The sequence below is a fragment of the Methanoculleus horonobensis genome (genome assembly GCF_001602375.1).
In the GTDB taxonomy this organism is placed as follows: Archaea; Halobacteriota; Methanomicrobia; order Methanomicrobiales; family Methanoculleaceae; genus Methanoculleus; species Methanoculleus horonobensis.
On the sequence record NZ_BCNY01000015.1, the window covers coordinates 622,655 to 642,793 of the forward strand.

The window sequence follows — 20,139 nt, forward strand, 5'->3', positions numbered from 1 at the left end:
TCCTATCTGTGTCTTCCCGGCGAACCAAAAAAGGTATGATCCGGGTCAGGCACCTGCCCGGTCTGCCGCCGGGGAGGTGCCGGCCGTCTTCCCCGTGTCGGGGCGCGCCGGTTTCAGTTCCCGGTACTCCTTCAGGGAGACCGTCAGGTCGCGGGTGAAGGCGAAGTAGCCGATCTGGGTCGTCCGGCAGAGGTTCATCGCCATCTCCATCAGTCCCCGGGGGTCGGGGCGCGCCTCCCCGAGCCAGACATGGAAGATGTTCCCCCCGTCGACGACCGGGAAGAATACATGCTCGATCTCGATCCTTTTTGTGAGCGGGACCGGGGCTCCCGGGGTGACGTGCGTCCCGTTGGTGTAGTAGATGGGGAGATCGAGCGTCGTGCCGAGCATATCGAGCGCCTGCTCGGCGTTGCCCTTGATGACCTTGATCGCGTGGTCGCGGAACCGCTCGTCGAGGAGGTCGGCGACCGCGAACCGCTGGCCGGTCGTCTCCGCCGGGGTGCGGGCGAGGGCGATCGTCATGTTGTGCTTCTTGGAGAGTTCGCGGGCGTACATCTCGAGTTCGGTCATCGCCCGAACGGCGAGGCGGAACGCCTCCTTGGACTCGTGGAGCTGGTGGCCGGTGAAGTGCTGCACCATCTCGTTGACCCCGACGACGCCGATGGTATAGACGAGCCCTTCGAGATCTACGGCAACCGCGCCGCGCTCGCCGGTGTTCGGGTCCTTCGGGCGCTGCATCGCAAACGGCATCCTGCCGTTCGTCCGGATGAGGGACATCCAGCGGCGCTTGATCCGGAAGAGTTCGACGGCGATGTCCATCAGGGATTTCAGTTCGGCAAAGAGTCGTTCCTGGTCGCCTTCCGCCTTATACGCCGCCCGCGGGCAGTTGATGGACATCACCTGCCAGGAGCCCATCGAGAAGTGCTTCCCCTCCCGGAAGTAGAGTTTGTCCTCGAACAGGTCGTCCTCGTCGGCGAGGGAGGAGAACTGGTAGGCACAGCATTGATAACACGAGATCCCCTCTCCGGCGCCGCGATACGCGGGGATCTGGTTGTCGTAGTAGGGGCTGCCGTACTTGGACGCGAGCTCGAACGTCATCAGGTAGAGGTCCTGGTAGGTAGGGAGGTCTGGGTGCTCGCGGTTGAACTCCTCGTCCTCGGTAAGGAAGTCGGGCTCGATGCTGATCTCGGGTTTCGGGAAGGAGAAGGGTTTGCCCCAGTAGTCTCCCTCGAGCATCACCTCCATCAGCGCCTTGAAGAGGAGCCGGACCTCCCGCTCGAACTCGCCGTAGGTTCTGAGCGGCGCCTGTTCTCCGTTCCAGACCTTGCCGCGGTAGACACAGGGCTTGTCCCGCCAGAGGGCCGGGACGCCCGGGGAGAGCTGAACCGACGAGAAGACCACCTGGCCGCCGCGTGCGACCATCATCTGGGTCATCTCGTAGACGAACATCTGCATCAGCTGCCTGATCTCTTCGTAGTCCATCCCCTCGAAGAAGGGCGCCATGAACGTGAGGAAGTTGTAGTAGCCCTGGCCGCCGGCGAAGTTCGTCTGGGCGGAGCCGAGCGCCTTGACCGCGTGGAGGACCGCCACCTCGACCCTCTTCGCGGGGCCGGCGACCGAGGCTTTCGTCCCGTTCCCGTCAGGCATCAGGCCGTAGTAGAGGAAGTAGCGCAGGTCCCAATCCTGGCAGTTGTGGATGAGGAGGCCGTCGGATGCATAGAACGTGTGGCTCTCCTCGCTCCCGTCGCCGTCGAGGAAGAGGTCGTAGACGTACTCGCCGGTGGGCTCCGTCGCAGAGACCTCGACGACGGTCTCCTCCCGTTCCGCGTTCCGCCCTTCCTTTACCGCGGAGAGGAACCTGCCGATGTGGTCTTGCCGCGAATCAAGGAATGTAGCATACCGGGCGAACGTTTCGACGTTCCTCCGGCCGTTGAGCTGAAGCCGGTAGAGCGTCCGCCGCTCTTCCTCTCCGTAGAGCTCGACGATGTGGGGGGTCATCCCGAGCGAGGTGAGCAGGAGCGAGAGTTCCTGCCGGAGTGCCGGCGATGCGGTGGTGTAGTTGACGATGCAGTCCGACTTCTCCGGGCGATAGTACGCCGAACCGTCCCCGGTGAAGAGGGCGGAGAGAAACTCGTGGAGGAGGACGTCGTCGAGATGGTAGACGATCCAGGGGAGGCGTTTCCCTGCTGCGCCCTCCGGGATGCCGAAGACGTAACGGAAGAGCAGGTAGGCCGCTTTGCCGCCGAAGTAGACCTGCAGCGCCCGGTTGCGCTCCACCTCAACCCCGTAGATGGTCGTGGTGTCGGGAGCGCCGCCGGCGATGGTCGCGTAGGTGTTCAGGGCAGCGCATGCCGCGGCCTGGATCGCGGGCGCCTGGTGGTTCTCGGTTATCGCGAGGTTGTACTGTCCGACCGCCGGGGCGGCGTTGTAATTGCCCTCGGAGACGAAGAACCCGAGGAGCCGGACGAGGTCCGGCGTAAGCGCAAGAAGGGCTGGCAGTTCGTGCTCGCTCCCCGCGACCCCGACGGTGATCCCGGCGTAGTCCTCGATGCCGTAGCGGCGGGAAAAGGCTGCAAAGAGAGCGACCGGCATGATCCCGCGCGTATACCACTGCTTCTGGTGCTCGATGCCGAGCTCCCGCGAGATATCGGCGTATGAAGCGGCCTGCCCGCTCTGCACCACATGGCTAAAGATCCCTTCGGCACCGCGGACGTAGACATTCTCGAGGAGGTCGGCCGGAACCGATGCGGGTAGTTCCCGGACGAGATCGACCGCTCCGATCGTCTCTCCGCGGACGGTGCTGGTTCGGGAGATCCGGTAAAGGGCGTCTCCGGGCCTGACCTCGTCGGCACGACGGATGGTCATCCCCTCACCGGTCCGCATCGGGATCCGGTGTTCGCCGGTGACCAGGAGCGACCGTCCGCCCGATGTCCGGATCCGGAGCATCTCACCCGGGTTCACCCTCCGCCGGGTCACCTTCGCGACGCGCCTCCATCCTCCGGGAGTGAGCGCAGAGAGATCCTCCGGGAGCCAGGCATCGCCGTCGATCGGGAGTTCGGCAAGAAGGATGCTCCTGACACGGTTCTCCATCCGCAGGGGCACAACCGTGCTCCCGTCGATACAGAACGGGCGGGTTCCAAAGTATTCCAGGTCATGGATGTGGAGATCGCCGCGGAGGTGATGGTCTGCAAGGTCCGGGGGGAGCTGCAGGAGGTACTGCTCCTTGCTGATCTTGTCCGCCTTCTTCTTGTGCGAGGTCTCGGCGTTCTCCTGGAGGTTGGCGTTGTCGTGCGCCTCGAACCCCCGCCCGACGTCGATGAGGTGCGCGTCGAAGACCGGGGTTCCTACCCGGGTGCAGACGTTGCGGTAAGGGACGAGGCCGCGCTCGAGGAGCGTCATGTTGACGATCTCGCGGATCAGGGGGCCGGAGAGCGACTGGAGGCCCAGCATCTGGATCTTCCTCTCGACCCGGCGGGCGATGTCCTTTGCCGTCTCCTCGTCGGCCCCCTCGTAGCCGTAGAAGGTCTCGACGAGCCGGCTCTCCTCCATGATCTGCCTGACGATCCGGTTCCGGTTCCAGTCGAGGAGGTAGCCGCGGGATGTCCTGACCTTTGGGAAGGTGGGGACGAACTCCCCGAATAGGGTGGCCTGCGTCGACTTCTGGGTCAACCTTATGCCTCCGCGATCAGATCGGCGACAAGGCTTTCCTGGAACACGCCTCCGCTGAAGAGATCAGCGGACGTATAGAATGCGTCGCCCTTCTGCAGGACCGGCGCTTCCTGAACGAATACGCCGTTTATGCGGAGTTCCGTCAGCGCTTCGGCCGATGCCATGTCGCATTCAACGAAAGAAACGCTCCTGGAGGCCAGGAACGCTTTGAGTATCTCGCAATTCGGGCAGAATTCCAGTGTGTATACGGTGAATTGCGTTGTATCGGAAATGATAATACCCCCGGATTGTTCGGTCACTATGTTTTCGTTTTGCACGGTTATAACAGATCTCATTCTATACGGAGCGCTGCTTCTCAGCCGGGAGCATATCCCCGCGCCTCCGATGCGGATACCCGGAAAAATCCTGCCGGTCGTCCCCCCGAACCGCCTTTCGCTCTGTCCCGGCGCTCAAGCCTCCGCCGGACAATCACCATTTTGTAGGGTGAAGCACGATAGTACGGTAGTATGGTCAGGACGTTCGTTGCAATCGATCTTCCGGAGGATATCCGGGAGCGCGCCCGTGAGTCCCAGGAGATCTTGAGACGGTCGTCCGGACGGCTTGCCATCGTCGACCCTGCAAACCTCCATCTCACGGTGAAGTTCCTCGGAGAGATCGATCCGGCGCAGGTTGCTCCGGTTGTCGAGGCGCTCCGGGCCGTCCGGGCAGATCCTTTCAGCCTGACGGTCGGGTACCCGGTCTGCAACCCGCCGCGGAAGCCGCGGGTGATCTGGTGCGACGTCACGGACGGCGGGGAGAGCGCCGCACTCGCCCGGCAGGTGGACGATCTTCTTGTGCCGCTCGGGTTCCCCCGGGAGACGCGTCCTTTCCGCCCCCACATGACACTTGCCCGGGTGAAAGAGTTTCACCCCTCGCAGTGCCGCGAAGTGGAATCTACTCCACGCGAACCGCTCGGAACCTGCCGGGTGGCGAGCATCAAACTCAAGAAGAGCACGCTGACGCCCCGGGGATCGATCTACGAAGATCTTGTGGAGGTCGTGTTTTGACCCGGTGTCCCTGCGAGGAGGTGGTGCTCAATAAGATCCGCCCCACGCCCGAGGAGCGGACATACGTCCGTACGATCGGACAGCAACTGATCGAGGCGGTGGAGCGTTCGGGAAAGGCAAAGGCGATGATGGTGGGCTCGGTCGCCCGCGACACCTTCGTCCGCGGCGACCGGGATCTCGATATATTCATGCTCTTCGATCCCGCTCTCTCCCGGGAGGATCTGCAGGAGCAGGGATTGGCCCTCGCGCACCGGATCGCGGAGGAGTTCGGCGCGACCTGGCGCGAGAAGTACGCGGAGCACCCCTACGTCAACGCGACGGTCGACTCGCTGGACATCGATCTCGTCCCCTGCTACGCCGTCGCGAGCGCCACCGAGATCAAGAGCGCCGTAGACCGGACGCCGTTTCACACCCGCTACATCCTCGGCCACATCGGCGGTTACGCCGACGACGTTCTCCTCTTCAAACAGTTCGCGAAGTCGGGTGGGGTCTACGGCTCGGATCACATGACCGAGGGGTTTTCCGGCTACCTCTGCGAAGTTCTGACGATCTACTACGGGGGATTCCACCCGCTTCTTCGCGCCGCCGCCTGCTGGAAGCCCGGGGATGTGATCGATATCGAGGGGCACGGGGCGAAGGAGTTCGAAGATCCGCTCGTCGTCATCGATCCGGTCGATCCGGAGCGGAACGTGGCGGCGGCGCTCTCGCTCTCGCGGATGTTCGAGTTCGTGGAACTCGCCCGCGGCTACCTCGCCGAGCCGTCGGAGGCGTTCTTCTGCCGCCCGGCCTCCCCGCCGCTCACCCGGGAGGTCTTCGCCCGCCTTCTTGCCGCGCGCGGAACGCACCTCTTCTCATTAACGTTTGCAACACCGGACTACACACCCGACACGGTGGTCCCCCAGCTCAGGAAATCCGCCGAGTCGATCCGTGAACTCCTTGAGCGGAGCGGGTTTCCGGTCAACCGCATCGACGTCTGCATGGGAAAAGAGCGGTGCATGCTCCTCTTCGAGCTGATGGCCGATACCGTCCCGGTGGTGCGCCGGCATATCGGCCCGCCGCTCTCGACGCGGGAGAACGCCGAGAAGTTCCTCGCGAAGTACGTCCAGGAAGAGGTCTTCGCCGGCCCCTATGTGGAGGACGGCCGCTACGTGGTGGAAGTCCCTCGCACGTTCACCCGGGCCGTCGACCTGCTGCGGTCGAAGACGCTCTTAGACGTGGCGCTCGGCAAGCACGTCCGCCGCTCGATGAAGCAGGGCTGGACGGTGAAGGGCGGTGCGGAGTGCTGGGACGAGGAGTTTGCCGTCTTCGTCTCGAGGTTCCTCGACCGGGCATCGCCGCTTGCGAGGATCAAGCGGACGACGGGGAAGTAGGGGGTCCTGATCGGGATCCGGACTCTCGCCTGCCCGCCCGGCGCTTATCCGTTCGGTATATCTGCACCGGTGTATCATTCTTCCTTATGAACGCAGCATCGGGCGTAAAACTCGTCGGTTTCGGCCTCCTCACCTGGATCCTCCCCTTCCTCATCTCGATCCCCCTCTATTCACCTGAGGGCGAGCCGCTCTACGATATCTTCCTCGTCAAGTCGATCCTGCTCGTCTTCTCGGCCGCGCTCGGGACCTTCCTCATCCTGGTCTACTTCAGGGACGTGCATGCCCGCTTCATATGGGAAGGCGCCCTGCTCGGCGGGGTATGGCTCCTGATCAACTGGGTGCTCGACGCCCTCATCCTCCTCCCCGTCTCGGGGATGGACGCCGGCACCTACATGGCAGAGATCGGCCTTCGCTACCTCATGATCCCGATCATCGCAGTCGGAATCGGGTATGCGGTCGAGCAGGCCGTGCGAAGTGCGACAGTTCGCAGAACCGGTGTTTGAGCCCCGGAGGTGCGAAGTGCGACGGTTCGTAGAACCGGTGTTTGAGCCCCGGAGGTGCGAAGTGCGACGGTTCGTAGAACCGGCGTTTGAAAAACCCGAAGGTCTTCGAGTGGGAGTACCCCTTCACTACCCGGCGGCGTAAAAAAAAGTGTTATTCCTGCCGGCGCTGCGCCTTCCGCGCGGCCAGCTGCTCGATGACGGGGAGATCGACAGCGCTGCCGGTCGCGAGTTTCCCCTGCCAGACTGCACGGTCGACGAATCCTCTCCCGATATCGTTCCGGATAACAAGGGTCGTGTATCCGTCCGGCGACCCGACGGCACCCGCCGAGACGTCTGCGTTCACCGCTGTAAAGTCGGTGCAGACCCGGCACCCGGGGCGGACGGACTCCTCCAGCTCCGCGAGCGGGATGGAGATGTGCCGCTCGTCCTGCAGGTAGACGTCCAGTTTGCCCTTGATGTCCAGGTGGCGGATCTCCCAGGGCGCGATCTTCTTCTCGGACTGCAGTTTCCCCTCGACCAGTTTCGCGTAGTCGAAGGTCTCCGTGCAGAAGAGGCCGATCACGAGCCGAATCGCCTTTGCGTAGGGCTGGAGGAGTTCGTGGTCGCTCGCCCGGATCGCCTGGGTTGCCCGCGCCACGCAGGGCACGCCCACGACGGCGACGCGGCGGTACTTCCGGGTGACCACGGCTTCCTTGAGGGATGCAAGGAGCGGCACCCACCAGGAGTAGCGGCTCCCGGCGTGCTGGACGAGTTCCTCCGAAGCGGTGATCACCGCTGAGGACGGTTTCATCGTCCAGGGGTCTCTCGTCACGGTGACGACCGCGTCGATGAGCCCCTCGTCGAGCGCATTGACGAGGATCGCCGTCACTGCGCCGCCGCTCTGCTTCCGCTCAACCGGGAATACCGCCCGGGCTGCAACGATATCCTGGTACAGCCCGAGCATCTTCCCCTGCTCTACGATCTCGACCCGCGGACAGGCCGCGTAGCACGCCCCGCAGGGCACGCCGTCGTTCTCGGCCTTGCAGTAGCCGATGTTCACCGGCGTATCGGTGTTCCCCGGCTCGAACCGGAGGGCATCCGCCGGACAGACCGCCACGCACGCCCCGCACCCGGAGCAGAGTTCCGTATCCCAGACCTCCGACTTCAGGTCCTTGAATGTCTTCATCTCCATGCCTATCACTCCCACGTATACTTCCCGGCAAAGGGCCTTGCGCTCGCAGGAACGATCCGGGTGTAGTTCGCCTTTACGAGCGGCTCTGCATCGAGCCCGAAGTCGGCTGCAAACTCCCGGATGACCGGGGCGATCCGTTTCCTGTCCTCATCGGTGAGCGGCAGTTTCTTTGCCCCTGCAGCGAGGCAGGCGTCGTCCACGTCTCCACGGATGACGATCTCGCCGCCGTGGATCCCGCTCCCGATCTCCCGGGCTTTCATGGCCCCGTCGAGACCGAGGACGAGCAGGAGGCCGCCTGCCATGTACTCGCCGAGGAACGTCTGTGCCGATCCGCCGACGACCAGTATCGGTCGCTGCGTCTCGTACTGCTTCATGTGGATTCCGCCCCGGTAGCCAATGTCTCCGCGGACGAAGACCTTGCCGCCCCGCATGCTGTGCGCCACCGCATCGCCGGCGCTCCCGTGGATCACCACTTTCCCGGAATCCATCGTGTTGCCGGGCGCGTGCTCCGCGTTGCCGTCGACGATGACGGTCGGGCCGCTCATGAACATGGCGAGATCCCCGCCCGCGACGCCGTTGACCCGGATGGTGGCGTTCCCGCGGAGACCGTCACCGATGAACCGCTGTCCGAGGACGTTGTCGACGACGATCTCGTCGGCTCCGTCCTCGATGGCCTTCCTGATCTGCTGGTTTAAGGGGGTGTAATGCAGCCCCTTTGCATCGATCTTGACCTGTTTTGCCATTTTGCTCACGCTCCCACCGACTTGACGTCGAGAGTTTCGAGGAGCCCTTCGTCAAGCATGTAGCCCCGGAGCCGGTCGCGGTTGCCGCGCAGGCTCTCGATGCTGTTGATACCGGCCGCGCCCATCAGTTCGGTGATCTCGAGCGTCCAGGCGTGGATCAGGTTTGCCACCTGTTTCGATGCCACGTCGGGGTCCAGGCGCGCCACGAGGTCAGGGCGCTGGGTGGCGATTCCCCAGGTGCAGAGGCCCTGGTAGCAGTTCCCACAGACCCGGCATCCCATCGCCGCGAGGGCTGCGGTTGCGATGTAGACTGCGTCCGCACCGAGGGCAATCGCCTTCACGACGTCCGTGCTCTCCCGGATGCTGCCGCAGGCGATGAGGGAGACCTCGTTCCTGAGGCCCTGCTTGCGGAGTTCCTTATCGGCGGTCGCGATGGCGACCTCGATCGGGATACCGACGTGGTCGCGGAAGACCCGCGGTGCCGCACCGGTGCCGCCCCGGAACCCATCGATGGCGATGGCGTCCACCCCGGAACGGGCAACGGCCGCCACGTTCTCGGCGTTGTTGTTGACGGCGGCAATCTTCGCAAAGATCGGCTTCTTGTACTCCGTCGCTTCCTTGACGGAGTTGACGAGCTGGGGGAGGTCCTCGATGCCGTAGATGTCGTGGTGCGGCGCGGGGCTGATCGCGTCGCTGCCCTGCGGGATCATCCTTGTTCTGGAGACGTCCGCACTCACCTTCTCACCCGGGAGGTGCCCGCCGATGCCGGGTTTTGCGCCCTGTCCGAGTTTGAGTTCGATAGCGGCGCCCCGCTCCAGGTAGTCGATGTTCACGCCGAACCGCCCGGACGCGACCTGGACGATCATCCTGTCCTGGTAGGGGTAAAGACCGGGATGCAGTCCGCCCTCACCGGTACCCATGAAGGTGCCGGTCTCCTTTGCTGCCCGGGCCATTGCCACGTGGGCATTGAGGCTGAGCGCACCGTAACTCATGTGGCCGAGCATGATCGGCGTCTCGAGCATGAGGTTCGGCGTGAGCTCCGTGGAGAGTTCGACGTCGCCGTTCGGCTTCTGCGTGAAGTCCAGCTTCGCCGGCTTCTTCCCGAGGTAAGTCCGGAGTTCGACGGGCTCGCGGAGCGGATCGGTCGGGGGCGTGGTCACCTGGCAGGCGTCCAGCATCAGGTGATCGAAGATGATCGGGAGGTTCGAGACGCTGCCCATCCCGGCGAGGATGATCTTCCCCGTCCGGGCCTGGTTGTAGATCGACTCCCTGACCGACCTGGTCCAGACCGGGTGGCTCCGGTAGTCGCAGGGGTGCTCCTGGAGCATGATGGCGTCCCGGGGACAGTAGGTGAGGCACCGGTGGCAGGCGGTGCAGTTCCGGGAGTTGATCAGGATCCTGTCGCCGTCCCGCCGGAAGACGCCATAGGAACAGTTCTCGATGCACCGTCCGCACTCCATGCACTGCTCCCGGTCGATCGTGACCCGATAGCGGAGCGGCATGCTGCCGAAGTTGCTGCTCATGGGGCAACCCTCCCGATAACCGGCTCTCCTGCAGCCGGTCTCGTGATAGACTCGACGCAGGGCTCCATCGCCCGGATCGCCGTCTCTTCGCTTGCGATGTAGAGACGGTCGCCGCACTCGCCGACGACCATCGGCCGGAGCTTGCCCCGGTCGGTGAACCCGACCATCATGTCGGGGTTCGCGGCCACGACAGTGAACGGCCCGTTCATCGTCGCGGAGCCGTAGGCGAACCGGAGCGCGCGGTTCAGTTTCTGCTTGGCTTCGGGCATCCGGTCGATCTCATCCCAGTAGGGCGGAGCGAGCGCGCGGATGGCGAGGTCGATCCCGAGACCGTGCTTACGCGTCAGAAGGTCGATTAAGTAGGCGATAACCTCGCTGTCGGTGCCGGTCGAGCAGGTGTAGCCCTGGCTCTCGACGTAGCGCCGGTTTGCCCCGTAGGTGGTGGTCTTTCCGTTCTCGACGACACTCCAGTCGTGCAGGTTGAACGGATCGGGCCGTTCCCACAACTCAGGACAGCTCGTCGCGTAGCGGTTGTGCGCGAGCCAGATGTAGCCCTCGTAGTCCTCGATCCGGTAGTAGTTCGCCACATCCACCGGCCAGCCGCTGGCCTTGAAGAGGCCGACGTTCTTGCCGGACGAGACAACCTCGGCACCGTTCGCACTCGCGTTGATCTGCATCACGAGATTCGTGACGACGTCTTTTTCCGGCGACGCGCTTCCCGGAGCAAGGGAAGCGTCGGGCTTGAAGAAGTAACGCCAGGGCGTACAGTTTGCCTTGAGATTCGGCTGGTCGCAGGTGGGGATCGCTTCGTCGTGTTCGATCGTTCCCCACTGCTCCAGTGTTGCGTCGACAGTCGCTTTGCTCTCGCATGCTCTGTCGAAGAAGACATGGAGCGCGTAGCAGTCCGGGTAGTCGGGGTAGATGCCGTAGGCGACGTACCCCGCCCCTTCGCCGCTGCCGCGCTCGTTCATCATGGTAAGGGCTTCCCGGATGCCGGAACCGTCCATCATCTGGCGCCTCTTATCCATTACACCAAAAATGCCGCACATGGTAACCTCGGTGAATACGTTCTGTTGTCGTTTCTAGAACTCTGCCCGGGAATATTTGTGTCAATAGGTATTTATTTCATCGGATAGAAGTAGACTTCCACATGTCCCGTGATGCCACTTCTGCAATGCTCGAGCGCATCGAACAGGATAACGTCCGATTCCTCCGTCTTCAATTTACCGACCTCCTTGGCATGCCGAAAAATGTCGCGATCCCGGTGAAGCAGGCCGAGAAGGCGCTGACCAGCGGCATCGGGTTCGACGGGTCGTCGATCGAGGGGTTCGTCCGGATCGAGGAGTCCGATATGGTGCTCAAACCCGACCTCTCGACCTACACCCTCCTGCCCTGGCGGTCGGGTGAGTATGCGGAGGCGCGCTTCGTCTGCGACGTCTGCAAGGCCAGCGGCAGACCGTTCGAGGGCGACCCGCGCTACGTGCTCCGGCGGGTGATGGAGGATGCGGCGAAGGACGGCTACATCTTCAACACCGGGCCGGAACTGGAGTTCTTCCTCTTCCGGATGCACGAGGGGCGGCCGACCACGCAGTTCCAGGACGTCGGCGGCTACTTCGACCTCGCGCCGACCGATCTTGCGGAAGACGTCCGGCGAGAGATCATCCTCGCGCTCACCGAGATGGGGTTCGAGATCGAGGCGTCCCATCACGAGGTCGCCGAGAGCCAGCACGAGATCGACTTCAAATACAGCGACGCGCTGCATACGGCCGACAACGTCATCTCCTTCAAGTTCGCCGCGAAGACGATTGCGCTGATGCGCGGCCTGCACGCATCCTTCATGGCGAAGCCGATCTACGGTATCTGCGGGAGCGGGATGCACGTGAACTGCTCGCTCGCGAAGAATGATAAGAACGCCTTCTACGACCCGGACGCCCCCCTGCAGCTCTCGGAGACCTGCATGCACTTCATCGGCGGGCTGCTTCGCCACGCACAGGCGATCACCCGGGTCGCGAACCCGACGATCAACTCCTACAAACGGCTCGTCCCGGGTTATGAAGCGCCCTGCTACGTCAGCTGGAGCGCCGGCAACCGTTCTGCCCTGGTACGGGTTCCGTCGCCCCGCGGCAACAGCACCCGGGTCGAGTTCCGCAGTCCCGACCCCACCTGCAACCCCTACCTCGCCTTCGCCGCGATGCTCACCGCGGGGATGGAGGGCGTCCGGGAGAAGATCGAGCCGCCGGCCGGTGTCGATACGAACATCTACCATATGTCGATCGAGGAGCGGAACCGTGCCGGGATCGAGACGCTGCCCGGAGACCTGTACGAGGCGAACCGGGCCCTGCTCGCCGACGATCTCATCTGCAGGGCGTTCGGATCCCATGTCGTCGAGGCGCTCACGAGCGTTGCCGAGGCCGAGTGGGATGCGTACCGGACGGCCGTCCACCCCTGGGAACTCGACCGGTATCTCGCGACCTACTGAACTCTTTTTTTTGGCGGATTGCTTCCGCCTCGTTGTGGTGTAAAAAAGCAGGAGGATCTATGGTCTTTTCGGGAATATCCGGCCTCAGCAGCACTGCTTGCCGCCGGCCTCTTCTCCTTCGAGGAGGAGTTTGCCGAAGAGCACCCGCTCGATCGTCGCGGCCACGTACTTCATCCGCTGGGCCGCTTCCATGTCCTCGTAGCGGTGGATGTCGGCGTAGACCTGCAGGCGGACGAGACCGAACCGAAGGCGGTCGAGATCGTCGTCCTCGAGTTTCGAGGCCTCCTGGTAGATGGGTTCGAGCAGGAAGGGGAACTCCTCGAACTCTTCGAGTGCCTCGACGACCCGCGCAAAGACGGGGAGGGGTTCCCCCCGGCCGACAAGAATCCTCGAGAAGTCCATGTTACTCCTCGATCTGATCGACCAGGGCCTGCATGATGGCGTCGAAACTCTTCCAGGTCGGGCTCTCTTCTGCTCCGGCCTTGCGGATGATGAACGGCCTTCCTTCGTCCGCTGCCTTGCGCATCTCGGGGTCGAGCGGGATGGAGCCGAGGAAGGGCACGCCGAGTTGCTCCGCCTCTTTCTTGCCGCCACCCTTGCCGAAGATCTCGATCTCCTCTTTGCAGTGGGGGCAGACGAAGCCGCTCATGTTCTCGACGATCCCGAGCACCGGGAGTTCGAGTTTCTTGATGAACTCTGCCGCCTTGCTCGAGTCGAGGACCGCGACGTCCTGCGGGGTGGTGACGATGACCGCGCCGGCGATGTTCGGGGCGAGCTGCGCAACGGTGAGCGCCTCGTCGCCGGTTCCGGGCGGGAGGTCGACGATCAGGTAGTCGAGGTCGCCCCAGTTGACGTCCTCGAGGAACTGCCGGATGACCGTCATCTTCATCGGCCCGCGCCAGATCACGGGGGTGTTGCGCTCGGGAAGCAGGAACGCCATGGAGATGACCGCGAGGTTGCCGGTGACCTTGACCGGCTCGATGATCTTCCCGTCGTAGGACTGGAGGCGGGCTTCCTCGATCCCGAGCATCTTCGGGATGTCCGGCCCGTGGATATCGAGGTCGATGAGCCCCGTGTTGAAGCCGCGGTTGGCGAGGGCGTAGGCGAGGTTTGCCGAGACCGTGCTCTTCCCGACGCCGCCCTTCCCGGAGAGGACGAGGACGACATGCTTGACGCTGACATCGGCCTTCGGTGGGAGGCCCTTCGGCGCGTCTGCATTTCTCGGGTCGTCGCACTTGGTCGTAGACGGGCAGCTGGAGCAGTTCCCGGTGCAGGTTTCCTTATTGGGTTCGTTCGTTTGAGTCATAGGAAGTATCCTCTGCGGTATAGTATCCTTCTAGAGAAGGATCTAGAGCTACTATATATTAACGTTAAATGCCACAAAAAGATATAGGTGGTGGCAAATAATCCCGTTCCGCCACCGGGAAACCTTTTTCGGGCATGAGGCCCGCCCCGCCGGCGGGGGTGAACGCCATCGCCGGATCCGGAGATGCCGGGCTGCCTACTTCTTGATGTGCCACCCGCCCGTCGCTTCGGGGATGCAGTCGATCTCCGGGGAGTAGGGTTTGATGTCCAGCACCGGCGTCCCGTCCAGGGCGTCGAGCCCCCTGACCACCAGGACGTTTTCCTCCCGGCGGACGAGGTCGACGATCCCGAGGCCGATCGGGTTCGGCCGGGCGGGCGAGCGGGTGGAGAAGACGCCCCTCTCCCGGGTCTCGCCCGGCGGTTTCGCGAAGAGCAGCCCGCGTTCCGCCCTATCAAGCCAGTAGAGGATGATGAGGTGGCTGCTCCGCTCCAGGCCTTCGAGCCCCGGGGCGTAGGCGTCGAGGACGTGAATCTCCGCGACGGTATCCGCGAGGCGGCCCTGCCGGGGGGCGTCGCCCCGCTCCCGGTAGGGTGACCGGACGACGCCGATGGGGATGCACTCGATCGCAGTCATGCCGCTATCGCCTCCCCCGCCTCTCCGCATCGAGCGTCTCGTTGCAGAGACGGTCTGCGACCTGGATGCAGGGGTGCTCCCGCGGAACGCTCTCGAACCTGACCTCCGCGAAATGACGCATCCGCCGCCGCACCTCCTCGGCGAGACCGGCGAGGTGCTCTTTGGTGATGCGGTACCGGCCGGTGAGCTGGCGCACGACCAGTTCCGAGTCCGACCTGACGTCGAGCCTGCCGCCCGTGAACTCCCGTGCGGCGTCAAGGCCGTTGATGACGGCATGGTACTCGGCCACGTTGTTGGTCGCGGTTCCGATGTAGCCGGAACGGCCTGCCACGACGGAGCCGTCCCGCACGATCACGTATGCCCAGGCGGCGTCTCCGGGGTTGCCCCGTGAAGCACCGTCGGTATACAGCGTCACCGAATCGGTCTTTGTCACCGGTGCCCCCTCCGGTCTGTCTCTCTCCAGATCATCTTCCGGTTGATCATCGATCTTTTGGGAGTTATTGGTATCGTTCCCCGGAACTGGCGGCCTGCCCACCGCAACATGTTAATATCCCGGTGCGGTAAGGGCGGACGCATGCTGGATGCGGGCCGGGTCGTTGAGGAGAGATCGATGCGCGATGGGCTGAGCGTTTTTGAGAACCGGACCGACGCCGGGAGGCGACTCGCGGCGACCCTCTCAACGCTCGAGATGGCTGCCGAGCCGGTGATCTGCGCCATCCCTGCCGGAGGGGTTCCTCCGGGGCTCGAGGTGGCGCGGGCACTGAAGGCACCGCTCCGGATGGCGGTGGTGCGGAAGGTGCAGGTACCCTGGAACCCGGAGGCCGGGTTCGGCGCCGTGACCTGGAACGGGCAGGTCTTCTTGAACCAGCCCCTCATGAATGCCCTCGCCCTCTCGGATGCCGAAGTGAACGCCGCCGTCGCGAAGGCCAGAATGAACGTGGAAGAGCGGATAGCGAAGTTCGCCGGCGGCCGGGAAGAGCCGGGGATCGAGAACCGGACGGCGATCCTGATCGACGACGGACTTGCAACCGGGTATACGATGCTCGCCGCAATCGAGGCCGCCCGCGCCGGCTCCCCCCACGAGATCATCGTGGCGGTTCCCACCGGGTCGCTTCACGCCGTCAACTTCATAGCCCGGAAGGCGGATCTCGTCGTCTGTTTAAACATCAGGACCAGCCCCACCTTTGCGGTGGCGCAGGCGTATGAACAGTGGCATGACCTCACCGACCTGGAGGTGCAGGAACTGCTGATCCAGGCCCGGGACATGGGGCTCTTCTGAGGGTCGCGGTACGGCGGTGGAACGCTTAACGGTGATACTTTTTTATTGGCCTGCGCCGAGAATCCCGCATGAATCCCGGCATAGCAAACCTGATCGTCTCCCTTCGTTCGGCGGAGCTTTCTGTCTGGAACACCTGCGACGGCCCCGATCTCTCTCCGGAACTGAGGATTCGCGGTTTAACGGACGAGATGCGATCGATGGCAGTCTTTGCACTGAACCCCTTCGAACCCGGGTGCTCCTTCACGACCTGGATCGCCTGGAACCTCTCGCCGTCGCCCCTGATCCCGGAGGGCATCCCGCCGGAGGCTGTCGTCACGGCCCCGGTGAATGCCGTCCAGGGGACGAACGACTACGGGAGCATCGGGTGGCGCGGCCCCTGTCCGCCCCGGGGCGAGACGCACCGCTGTCTCTTCAAGGTCTACGGGCTCGACGCCATGCTCGATATCGCGCCCGGCACAGGCAAACACGACGTCATCGATGCGATGCGGGGGCACGTCCTCGGGTTCGGCGAGACCGCCGCCATGTATGCGCGGTGACCGCACGCACCATTTTTATACCATGTTCTGGAAGGTGAGTATCGACGGTGCCTGATATGACGCAGAAACTGGTAGTAAGCCTGGGCTTTGAAGAGTTCCCGCCGGAGTACACCTGCAGGGGAGCGAACCGGTCGCCCGCTATCCGGGTCGAGGGGCTCCTCCCGAACATCAAGTCGCTCGCGATCCTTGCGACGACGAGCCCCGAGGAAGGGCCGTCGAAAGTGGCATGGGTTCTCTGGAATCTTCCCGCCGTCCCGCTGGTCCCCGAAGGGTTCCCGGAAGGAGGGACGGTGGAGTCGCCGCTCCACGCCGTACAGGGTACAAACGATTTCGGCATCCTCGGTTACCGGGGGCCCTGCCCGGAGGCCGGAACAGCCGAAGCCTACCTCTTCCGGGTCTACGCGCTCGATCTCGATCTTGCGCTCGTGCCCGGGGCGACCTGGGAGGAGATGGTTCGGGCGATGAACGGGTCGCTGAACCAGTCCGGGGAGGCTATTGTCTTCGCCATGAGTTAGGGGGCCGAACGTGCGGCCTGCACCAAAAAGAGGGTGCCGGCCCCCTACATGGGTATGGGAGCGCCTGCTTCCTGCATGGGGGGGCTTTGTTTCTCGATGTTCTTTGCAATGGCGGCCATCTCCTCCCCGAGCATCCGGACGATATCGTCCATCGTGACGATCCCGATCAGCCTCCCGACATCGTCGACGATCGGCATCCTCCGGATACCCTCGTTGGTCATCTTCTGGATGGCCTCGTAGATCCCCATGCTGTCCTGGAAGGTGATCACGTCCCGGGTCAGGATATCGCTCGCCCGGACCTCGCCCGGGTTCTTCTCCTGCGCCATGACCCTGACCGCGAGGTCGCGGTCGGTAAGTATGCCGGTAGGCCGGTTGTCGCCGGTTACGACGACGACGCTTCCGACGTTCTTCTCCCCCATGATCCTCGCCACCTCAACCGCCGGCGTATCCGGCGAGACGGCGACGACCTGCTCACGACAGCACTTCACAATTCCCATACACGTTTCCTCCGTTGCGACGACTGACTCATGCCGGTATGGTATATGAACGTAACCCACTTCCCGGGCCGCCCCTTCTCCTTATATGCGATCGACGACAGAGCGTATATCATACAAAATGGACTGGTTGTTGATCGTTCTCACCGTGGCGGGTCTCTCGGTCTTCGAGATCGTCTCGAGCATCGATAACGCCATCATCAACGCCGACGTTCTCGCGACGATGGGGGAGAAGGCCCGCAGATGGTTCCTCCTCTGGGGCCTGATCGCGGCGGTCTTCGTCGTCCGCGGGCTCCTGCCGTGGCTGATCGTCTGGGCGACGAATCCGTCGCTCGGGCCTGTCGATGCGCTGTTCGCGACGTTCTCAAGCGATCCCGCGGTCACCGGGGCGATCGAGGAGTCGGCGCCGATCCTCCTGATCTTCGGAGGAACGTTCCTCGTCTTCCTCTTCTTCCACTGGCTCTTCGCGGAGGAGAAGACCTGTGGGCTCCGGAGCGAACGGTTCTTCTCCCGGCAGAGCGTCTGGTTCTACGCGGTCGTCTCGGTTCTGCTGGCGATCCTCGTCTGGTTCGCCCTCCAGATCAACGTCATGATGGGGTTCGCGGCCGTGCTCGGCTCGACCGCCTTCTTCATCGTCCACGGGTTCAGGCAGAACGCCGAGGTGCAGGAGGCCCGGCTCCGGCAACCGGGGATGTCGGACCTCTCGAAGATCGCCTACCTCGAGGTTCTCGACGCGACCTTCTCGATCGACGGCGTCATCGGGGCGTTCGCCTTCACCCTCTCGGTTCCGCTCATCCTGATAGGGAACGGCATCGGGGCGGTCGTGGTCAGGGAACTGACCGTCCGGGGCGTCGACAAGATCCGGAGTTACTGTTTCCTCAAGAACGGGGCGATGTACTCCATCCTGGTCCTCGGGACGATCATGCTCGCGGACAGTTTCGGGTTCCATATCCCTGCCTGGCTCTCGCCGATTGCGACGTTTGGAATCGTCGGCTACTTCCTCTACCGCTCGGTGCAGGAGCAGAAGGGTGGGGCGGCGGGCGCCGCGTGACCGCCCCTCCTTTCTCCCGCTCTTTCCGGCCGGCGCAGCATCCGGGGTTTGAAAAGGTTTATCCTGCTCCGGGTACGAATCGTATCCCCATGACAAAACGATCGATTGGCCCACGGACCCTCCTCTATCCCCATCCCGACCTGATCATCGGAACCTACGGCTCCGATGGCCGTCCGGATGCGATGGCGGCGGCGTGGGGCGGCATCTGCTCGTCCCGTCCGCCGTCGGTGGCGGTCTCGGTGCAGAAGGCCCGGCAGACCTACGCGAACCTGGTGGAGCAGCGCGAGTTCACGATCAGCATCCCCTCGACGGACTACGTCCGGGAGGCCGACTACTTCGGCATCGTCTCCGGCCGGGACGAGGATAAGTTCGCCGCGACCAACCTGACGCCGGTGAAGAGCGATCTCGTGAACGCTCCGTACGTCGGGGAGTTCCCGGTCGTCCTCGAGTGCCGCCTCCTCCAGACGGTCGAGATCGGGATGCACACCCAGTTCATCGGGGAGATCCTGGACGTGAAGGTGGAAGAGAGCGTCCTCGGGGAGGACGGCAAGCCCGAGATCGAGAAGATCCGGCCGTTCGCCTATGACTCGATGCGGCAGGAATACTATGGGTTCGGGAAGTTCCTCGCGAAGGCCTTCTCTGCAGGGAAAGAGTTCAAAAAATAATTTTTTTCGCGGGTAGCCCCGTCACCGCCGCCGGTCCCGCTTCGCCTCGACCCACCGTTTTCTCTTCCCGCACCGTTCGCACCGCTGCTCCCACTCGATGACATTCGAGGAGTATTCGTCGTATCCCCGCTTCCTGCCCCACTGGTGGAGCCCGATTCTGCAGAGGATCTCTCCGATAGCCGTCATGGGTCTCTGCAAGTAGTCTTTCTTCCGGACGGATGAATGTTGGCTTCTCCCTCAGGGGAGCCGCTCCTGTGCCACATTTCCTCCGGGGACGCCCGGGAAGGTTTTTTATTAGATACAACTGTATTTACTATCATCGAAAACCGCAACAGGTGATCCTATGGCGTTTATCTACTACGGGCAGGGAGTCTCGTCTCTTTACGGCGATTTCGTGGAACGACTGATGTCGCAGCTCGCGCTCAGGGGCACGGAGATCATGCAGCAGGAGATCGGGGATGCGTCTTCGAGGATGGATGTCCGGCACATCGGCGAAGAGGGGCGCATGGAGATCACGGTCGACCGCGAGAACGTTCGGGTGAGTTACACCGTCAACCGGGAGCGCAAAGAGATCAAGAAGGGGATCGCGGGAGCTATTGCCGGGGCGGGCCTCGGCGGCATCCTTGGCGGCATCATCCGGGGCGACAGGGAGATGAGCGACGTCATCGGCGGTGCCCTCGGCGGTGCGGCAGCCGGCGGTGCGTATGGGGCCTATGACGGCTACGAGTCCTCCCGCGAGGAGAGGACGGCGTTCGCCGAGGTGCTTGCGCAGGCGGTCAAAGACGTCGAGGACGAACTCCAGTCGATCCTCGAAGGGCAGGAGGAGGCCCGCGAGGCGCTCCGCGAGCGCGGCCGGCAGAAGCGGGAGGAGGATGCGGCGCGGACCGAAGAGTTGCGCGAACTCCTCGAAGAACTCTACGGCGATCTCCTCGCCATTCAGGAAGAGGTCGAGATTGCGGCAGCCGAGGGACAGAACGTCAAAAAGTCCCGGGCGCGAACCGACCGGGCAGAGACCCTCTACCTGGAAGCGGAAGCGGCACTCGACGAGGGCAACCACGCCATCGTGAAGGCGAAGGCGAAGGCCGCCCGGGCGATGGTGGACGGCGCCCGGGAAGTCCTCGAAGACGCTGAATAGATAGGGGTCCCCCGAACCCTC

The 20,139-nt window shown here is 63.6% G+C and carries 22 protein-coding genes; 10 read left to right on the forward strand and 12 right to left on the reverse strand.

The window, feature by feature from the left end:
• Positions 1 to 45: 45 nt before the first annotated feature.
• Complete coding sequence (nrdD, locus tag MCUHO_RS10900) at positions 46 to 3,450, reverse strand: anaerobic ribonucleoside-triphosphate reductase (protein WP_449405512.1); 3,405 nt, start codon at positions 3,448 to 3,450, stop codon at positions 46 to 48.
• Positions 3,451 to 3,671: 221 nt separating this feature from the next.
• The gene (locus MCUHO_RS10905; RefSeq protein ID WP_394328827.1) at positions 3,672 to 3,968 is read right to left on the reverse strand and encodes a glutaredoxin family protein; all 297 of its coding nucleotides are present in this window, start codon (positions 3,966 to 3,968) and stop codon (positions 3,672 to 3,674) included.
• A 207-nt stretch (positions 3,969 to 4,175) separates the two neighbouring features.
• Between MCUHO_RS10905 and thpR the strand changes: the two genes are divergently transcribed.
• From thpR to MCUHO_RS10920, 3 genes are all read left to right on the forward strand, one after another.
• Positions 4,176 to 4,715, forward strand: coding sequence for an RNA 2',3'-cyclic phosphodiesterase (thpR, locus tag MCUHO_RS10910; protein ID WP_067078249.1), 540 nt, complete (start codon positions 4,176 to 4,178; stop codon positions 4,713 to 4,715).
• Positions 4,712 to 6,085, forward strand: coding sequence for a CCA tRNA nucleotidyltransferase (gene cca / locus MCUHO_RS10915; RefSeq protein ID WP_067078252.1), 1,374 nt, complete (start codon positions 4,712 to 4,714; stop codon positions 6,083 to 6,085). The genes thpR and cca overlap by 4 nt, the downstream gene beginning before the upstream one ends.
• Before the next feature lie 86 nt (positions 6,086 to 6,171).
• Positions 6,172 to 6,588, forward strand: a complete 417-nt coding sequence (locus tag MCUHO_RS10920; protein WP_067078255.1) for a hypothetical protein — start codon at positions 6,172 to 6,174, stop codon at positions 6,586 to 6,588.
• Between the two features lie 151 nt (positions 6,589 to 6,739).
• Here MCUHO_RS10920 and MCUHO_RS10925 read toward each other — a convergent pair whose 3' ends face one another.
• From MCUHO_RS10925 to MCUHO_RS10940, 4 genes are read right to left on the reverse strand one after another with little or no spacing between them, the layout of a single operon-like run.
• A complete protein-coding gene (locus tag MCUHO_RS10925) occupies positions 6,740 to 7,759 on the reverse strand; it encodes a Coenzyme F420 hydrogenase/dehydrogenase, beta subunit C-terminal domain (RefSeq protein WP_067078258.1) in 1,020 nt (339 codons plus the stop codon).
• 5 nt (positions 7,760 to 7,764) lie between these two features.
• A complete protein-coding gene (locus MCUHO_RS10930; protein WP_067078260.1) occupies positions 7,765 to 8,502 on the reverse strand; it encodes a GltB/FmdC/FwdC-like GXGXG domain-containing protein in 738 nt (245 codons plus the stop codon).
• Positions 8,503 to 8,507: 5 nt separating this feature from the next.
• A complete protein-coding gene (locus tag MCUHO_RS10935) occupies positions 8,508 to 10,025 on the reverse strand; it encodes a glutamate synthase-related protein (RefSeq protein ID WP_067078263.1) in 1,518 nt (505 codons plus the stop codon).
• The gene (locus MCUHO_RS10940) at positions 10,022 to 11,074 is read right to left on the reverse strand and encodes a class II glutamine amidotransferase domain-containing protein (RefSeq protein WP_067078265.1); all 1,053 of its coding nucleotides are present in this window, start codon (positions 11,072 to 11,074) and stop codon (positions 10,022 to 10,024) included. The genes MCUHO_RS10935 and MCUHO_RS10940 overlap by 4 nt, the downstream gene beginning before the upstream one ends.
• Positions 11,075 to 11,175: 101 nt before the next feature.
• On the opposite strand from MCUHO_RS10940, the gene MCUHO_RS10945 reads away from it, so the two are divergent.
• Complete coding sequence (locus tag MCUHO_RS10945; RefSeq protein ID WP_067078268.1) at positions 11,176 to 12,504, forward strand: glutamine synthetase family protein; 1,329 nt, start codon at positions 11,176 to 11,178, stop codon at positions 12,502 to 12,504.
• A gap of 84 nt (positions 12,505 to 12,588) precedes the next feature.
• On the opposite strand, the gene MCUHO_RS10950 is transcribed toward MCUHO_RS10945, so the two are convergent.
• The 4 genes from MCUHO_RS10950 to MCUHO_RS10965 form a co-directional block, all read right to left on the reverse strand.
• A complete protein-coding gene (locus MCUHO_RS10950; RefSeq protein ID WP_067078271.1) occupies positions 12,589 to 12,906 on the reverse strand; it encodes a hypothetical protein in 318 nt (105 codons plus the stop codon).
• A 1-nt stretch (position 12,907) separates the two neighbouring features.
• Positions 12,908 to 13,810 carry an Mrp/NBP35 family ATP-binding protein gene (locus MCUHO_RS10955; RefSeq protein WP_067078274.1) on the reverse strand — a complete coding sequence of 301 codons (903 nt, stop codon included), beginning with the start codon at positions 13,808 to 13,810 and terminating at the stop codon, positions 12,908 to 12,910.
• Between the two features lie 195 nt (positions 13,811 to 14,005).
• The gene (gene tsaA, locus MCUHO_RS10960; RefSeq protein WP_067078277.1) at positions 14,006 to 14,443 is read right to left on the reverse strand and encodes a tRNA (N6-threonylcarbamoyladenosine(37)-N6)-methyltransferase TrmO; all 438 of its coding nucleotides are present in this window, start codon (positions 14,441 to 14,443) and stop codon (positions 14,006 to 14,008) included.
• Between the two features lie 4 nt (positions 14,444 to 14,447).
• Positions 14,448 to 14,876, reverse strand: coding sequence for a ribonuclease HI family protein (locus tag MCUHO_RS10965; RefSeq protein WP_067078280.1), 429 nt, complete (start codon positions 14,874 to 14,876; stop codon positions 14,448 to 14,450).
• A 177-nt stretch (positions 14,877 to 15,053) separates the two neighbouring features.
• On the opposite strand from MCUHO_RS10965, the gene MCUHO_RS10970 reads away from it, so the two are divergent.
• From MCUHO_RS10970 to MCUHO_RS10980, 3 genes are all read left to right on the forward strand, one after another.
• On the forward strand, positions 15,054 to 15,722 hold the full coding sequence (locus MCUHO_RS10970; RefSeq protein ID WP_084386029.1) for a phosphoribosyltransferase: 669 nt from the start codon (positions 15,054 to 15,056) through the stop codon (positions 15,720 to 15,722).
• 68 nt (positions 15,723 to 15,790) lie between these two features.
• Positions 15,791 to 16,258 (forward strand): YbhB/YbcL family Raf kinase inhibitor-like protein, encoded by a 468-nt coding sequence (locus MCUHO_RS10975; RefSeq protein WP_067078286.1) that lies wholly within the window; start codon positions 15,791 to 15,793, stop codon positions 16,256 to 16,258.
• A 56-nt stretch (positions 16,259 to 16,314) separates the two neighbouring features.
• Positions 16,315 to 16,773, forward strand: coding sequence for a YbhB/YbcL family Raf kinase inhibitor-like protein (locus MCUHO_RS10980; protein ID WP_067078289.1), 459 nt, complete (start codon positions 16,315 to 16,317; stop codon positions 16,771 to 16,773).
• Positions 16,774 to 16,817: 44 nt separating this feature from the next.
• On the opposite strand, the gene MCUHO_RS10985 is transcribed toward MCUHO_RS10980, so the two are convergent.
• Positions 16,818 to 17,270: a CBS domain-containing protein gene (locus MCUHO_RS10985; RefSeq protein ID WP_067078292.1), complete on the reverse strand. Its 453-nt coding sequence runs from the start codon at positions 17,268 to 17,270 to the stop codon at positions 16,818 to 16,820.
• 118 nt (positions 17,271 to 17,388) lie between these two features.
• Between MCUHO_RS10985 and MCUHO_RS10990 the strand changes: the two genes are divergently transcribed.
• Together MCUHO_RS10990 and MCUHO_RS10995 are read left to right on the forward strand one after the other, a co-directional pair.
• Positions 17,389 to 18,318 carry a DUF475 domain-containing protein gene (locus MCUHO_RS10990; protein ID WP_067078295.1) on the forward strand — a complete coding sequence of 310 codons (930 nt, stop codon included), beginning with the start codon at positions 17,389 to 17,391 and terminating at the stop codon, positions 18,316 to 18,318.
• A gap of 89 nt (positions 18,319 to 18,407) precedes the next feature.
• Positions 18,408 to 18,983 carry a flavin reductase family protein gene (locus tag MCUHO_RS10995; RefSeq protein ID WP_067078298.1) on the forward strand — a complete coding sequence of 192 codons (576 nt, stop codon included), beginning with the start codon at positions 18,408 to 18,410 and terminating at the stop codon, positions 18,981 to 18,983.
• 21 nt (positions 18,984 to 19,004) lie between these two features.
• Here the strand turns inward: MCUHO_RS10995 and MCUHO_RS12860 are convergent, their stop codons facing one another.
• Positions 19,005 to 19,169 carry a hypothetical protein gene (locus tag MCUHO_RS12860; RefSeq protein WP_162839720.1) on the reverse strand — a complete coding sequence of 55 codons (165 nt, stop codon included), beginning with the start codon at positions 19,167 to 19,169 and terminating at the stop codon, positions 19,005 to 19,007.
• 157 nt (positions 19,170 to 19,326) lie between these two features.
• On the opposite strand from MCUHO_RS12860, the gene MCUHO_RS11000 reads away from it, so the two are divergent.
• A complete protein-coding gene (locus tag MCUHO_RS11000) occupies positions 19,327 to 20,118 on the forward strand; it encodes a hypothetical protein (protein WP_067078301.1) in 792 nt (263 codons plus the stop codon).
• The last annotated feature ends 21 nt before the right edge of the window (positions 20,119 to 20,139 follow it).

Excerpts from the sequence above, each read along its gene's own strand:
- nrdD (WP_449405512.1), bottom strand. The coding sequence starts at position 3,450 with ATGCTGGGCCTCCAGTCGCTCTCCGGCCCCCTGATCCGCGAGATCGTC.
- thpR (WP_067078249.1), top strand. The coding sequence starts at position 4,176 with ATGGTCAGGACGTTCGTTGCAATCGATCTTCCGGAGGATATCCGGGAG.
- MCUHO_RS10920 (WP_067078255.1), top strand. The coding sequence starts at position 6,172 with ATGAACGCAGCATCGGGCGTAAAACTCGTCGGTTTCGGCCTCCTCACC.
- MCUHO_RS10925 (WP_067078258.1), bottom strand. The coding sequence starts at position 7,759 with ATGGAGATGAAGACATTCAAGGACCTGAAGTCGGAGGTCTGGGATACG.
- MCUHO_RS10930 (WP_067078260.1), bottom strand. The coding sequence starts at position 8,502 with ATGGCAAAACAGGTCAAGATCGATGCAAAGGGGCTGCATTACACCCCC.
- MCUHO_RS10935 (WP_067078263.1), bottom strand. The coding sequence starts at position 10,025 with ATGAGCAGCAACTTCGGCAGCATGCCGCTCCGCTATCGGGTCACGATC.
- MCUHO_RS10940 (WP_067078265.1), bottom strand. The coding sequence starts at position 11,074 with ATGTGCGGCATTTTTGGTGTAATGGATAAGAGGCGCCAGATGATGGAC.
- MCUHO_RS10945 (WP_067078268.1), top strand. The coding sequence starts at position 11,176 with ATGTCCCGTGATGCCACTTCTGCAATGCTCGAGCGCATCGAACAGGAT.
- MCUHO_RS10950 (WP_067078271.1), bottom strand. The coding sequence starts at position 12,906 with ATGGACTTCTCGAGGATTCTTGTCGGCCGGGGGGAACCCCTCCCCGTC.
- MCUHO_RS10955 (WP_067078274.1), bottom strand. The coding sequence starts at position 13,810 with ATGACTCAAACGAACGAACCCAATAAGGAAACCTGCACCGGGAACTGC.
- tsaA (WP_067078277.1), bottom strand. The coding sequence starts at position 14,443 with ATGACTGCGATCGAGTGCATCCCCATCGGCGTCGTCCGGTCACCCTAC.
- MCUHO_RS10970 (WP_084386029.1), top strand. The coding sequence starts at position 15,054 with ATGCGCGATGGGCTGAGCGTTTTTGAGAACCGGACCGACGCCGGGAGG.
- MCUHO_RS10975 (WP_067078286.1), top strand. The coding sequence starts at position 15,791 with ATGAATCCCGGCATAGCAAACCTGATCGTCTCCCTTCGTTCGGCGGAG.
- MCUHO_RS10980 (WP_067078289.1), top strand. The coding sequence starts at position 16,315 with ATGACGCAGAAACTGGTAGTAAGCCTGGGCTTTGAAGAGTTCCCGCCG.
- MCUHO_RS10985 (WP_067078292.1), bottom strand. The coding sequence starts at position 17,270 with ATGGGAATTGTGAAGTGCTGTCGTGAGCAGGTCGTCGCCGTCTCGCCG.
- MCUHO_RS10990 (WP_067078295.1), top strand. The coding sequence starts at position 17,389 with ATGGACTGGTTGTTGATCGTTCTCACCGTGGCGGGTCTCTCGGTCTTC.
- MCUHO_RS10995 (WP_067078298.1), top strand. The coding sequence starts at position 18,408 with ATGACAAAACGATCGATTGGCCCACGGACCCTCCTCTATCCCCATCCC.
- MCUHO_RS12860 (WP_162839720.1), bottom strand. The coding sequence starts at position 19,169 with ATGACGGCTATCGGAGAGATCCTCTGCAGAATCGGGCTCCACCAGTGG.
- MCUHO_RS11000 (WP_067078301.1), top strand. The coding sequence starts at position 19,327 with ATGGCGTTTATCTACTACGGGCAGGGAGTCTCGTCTCTTTACGGCGAT.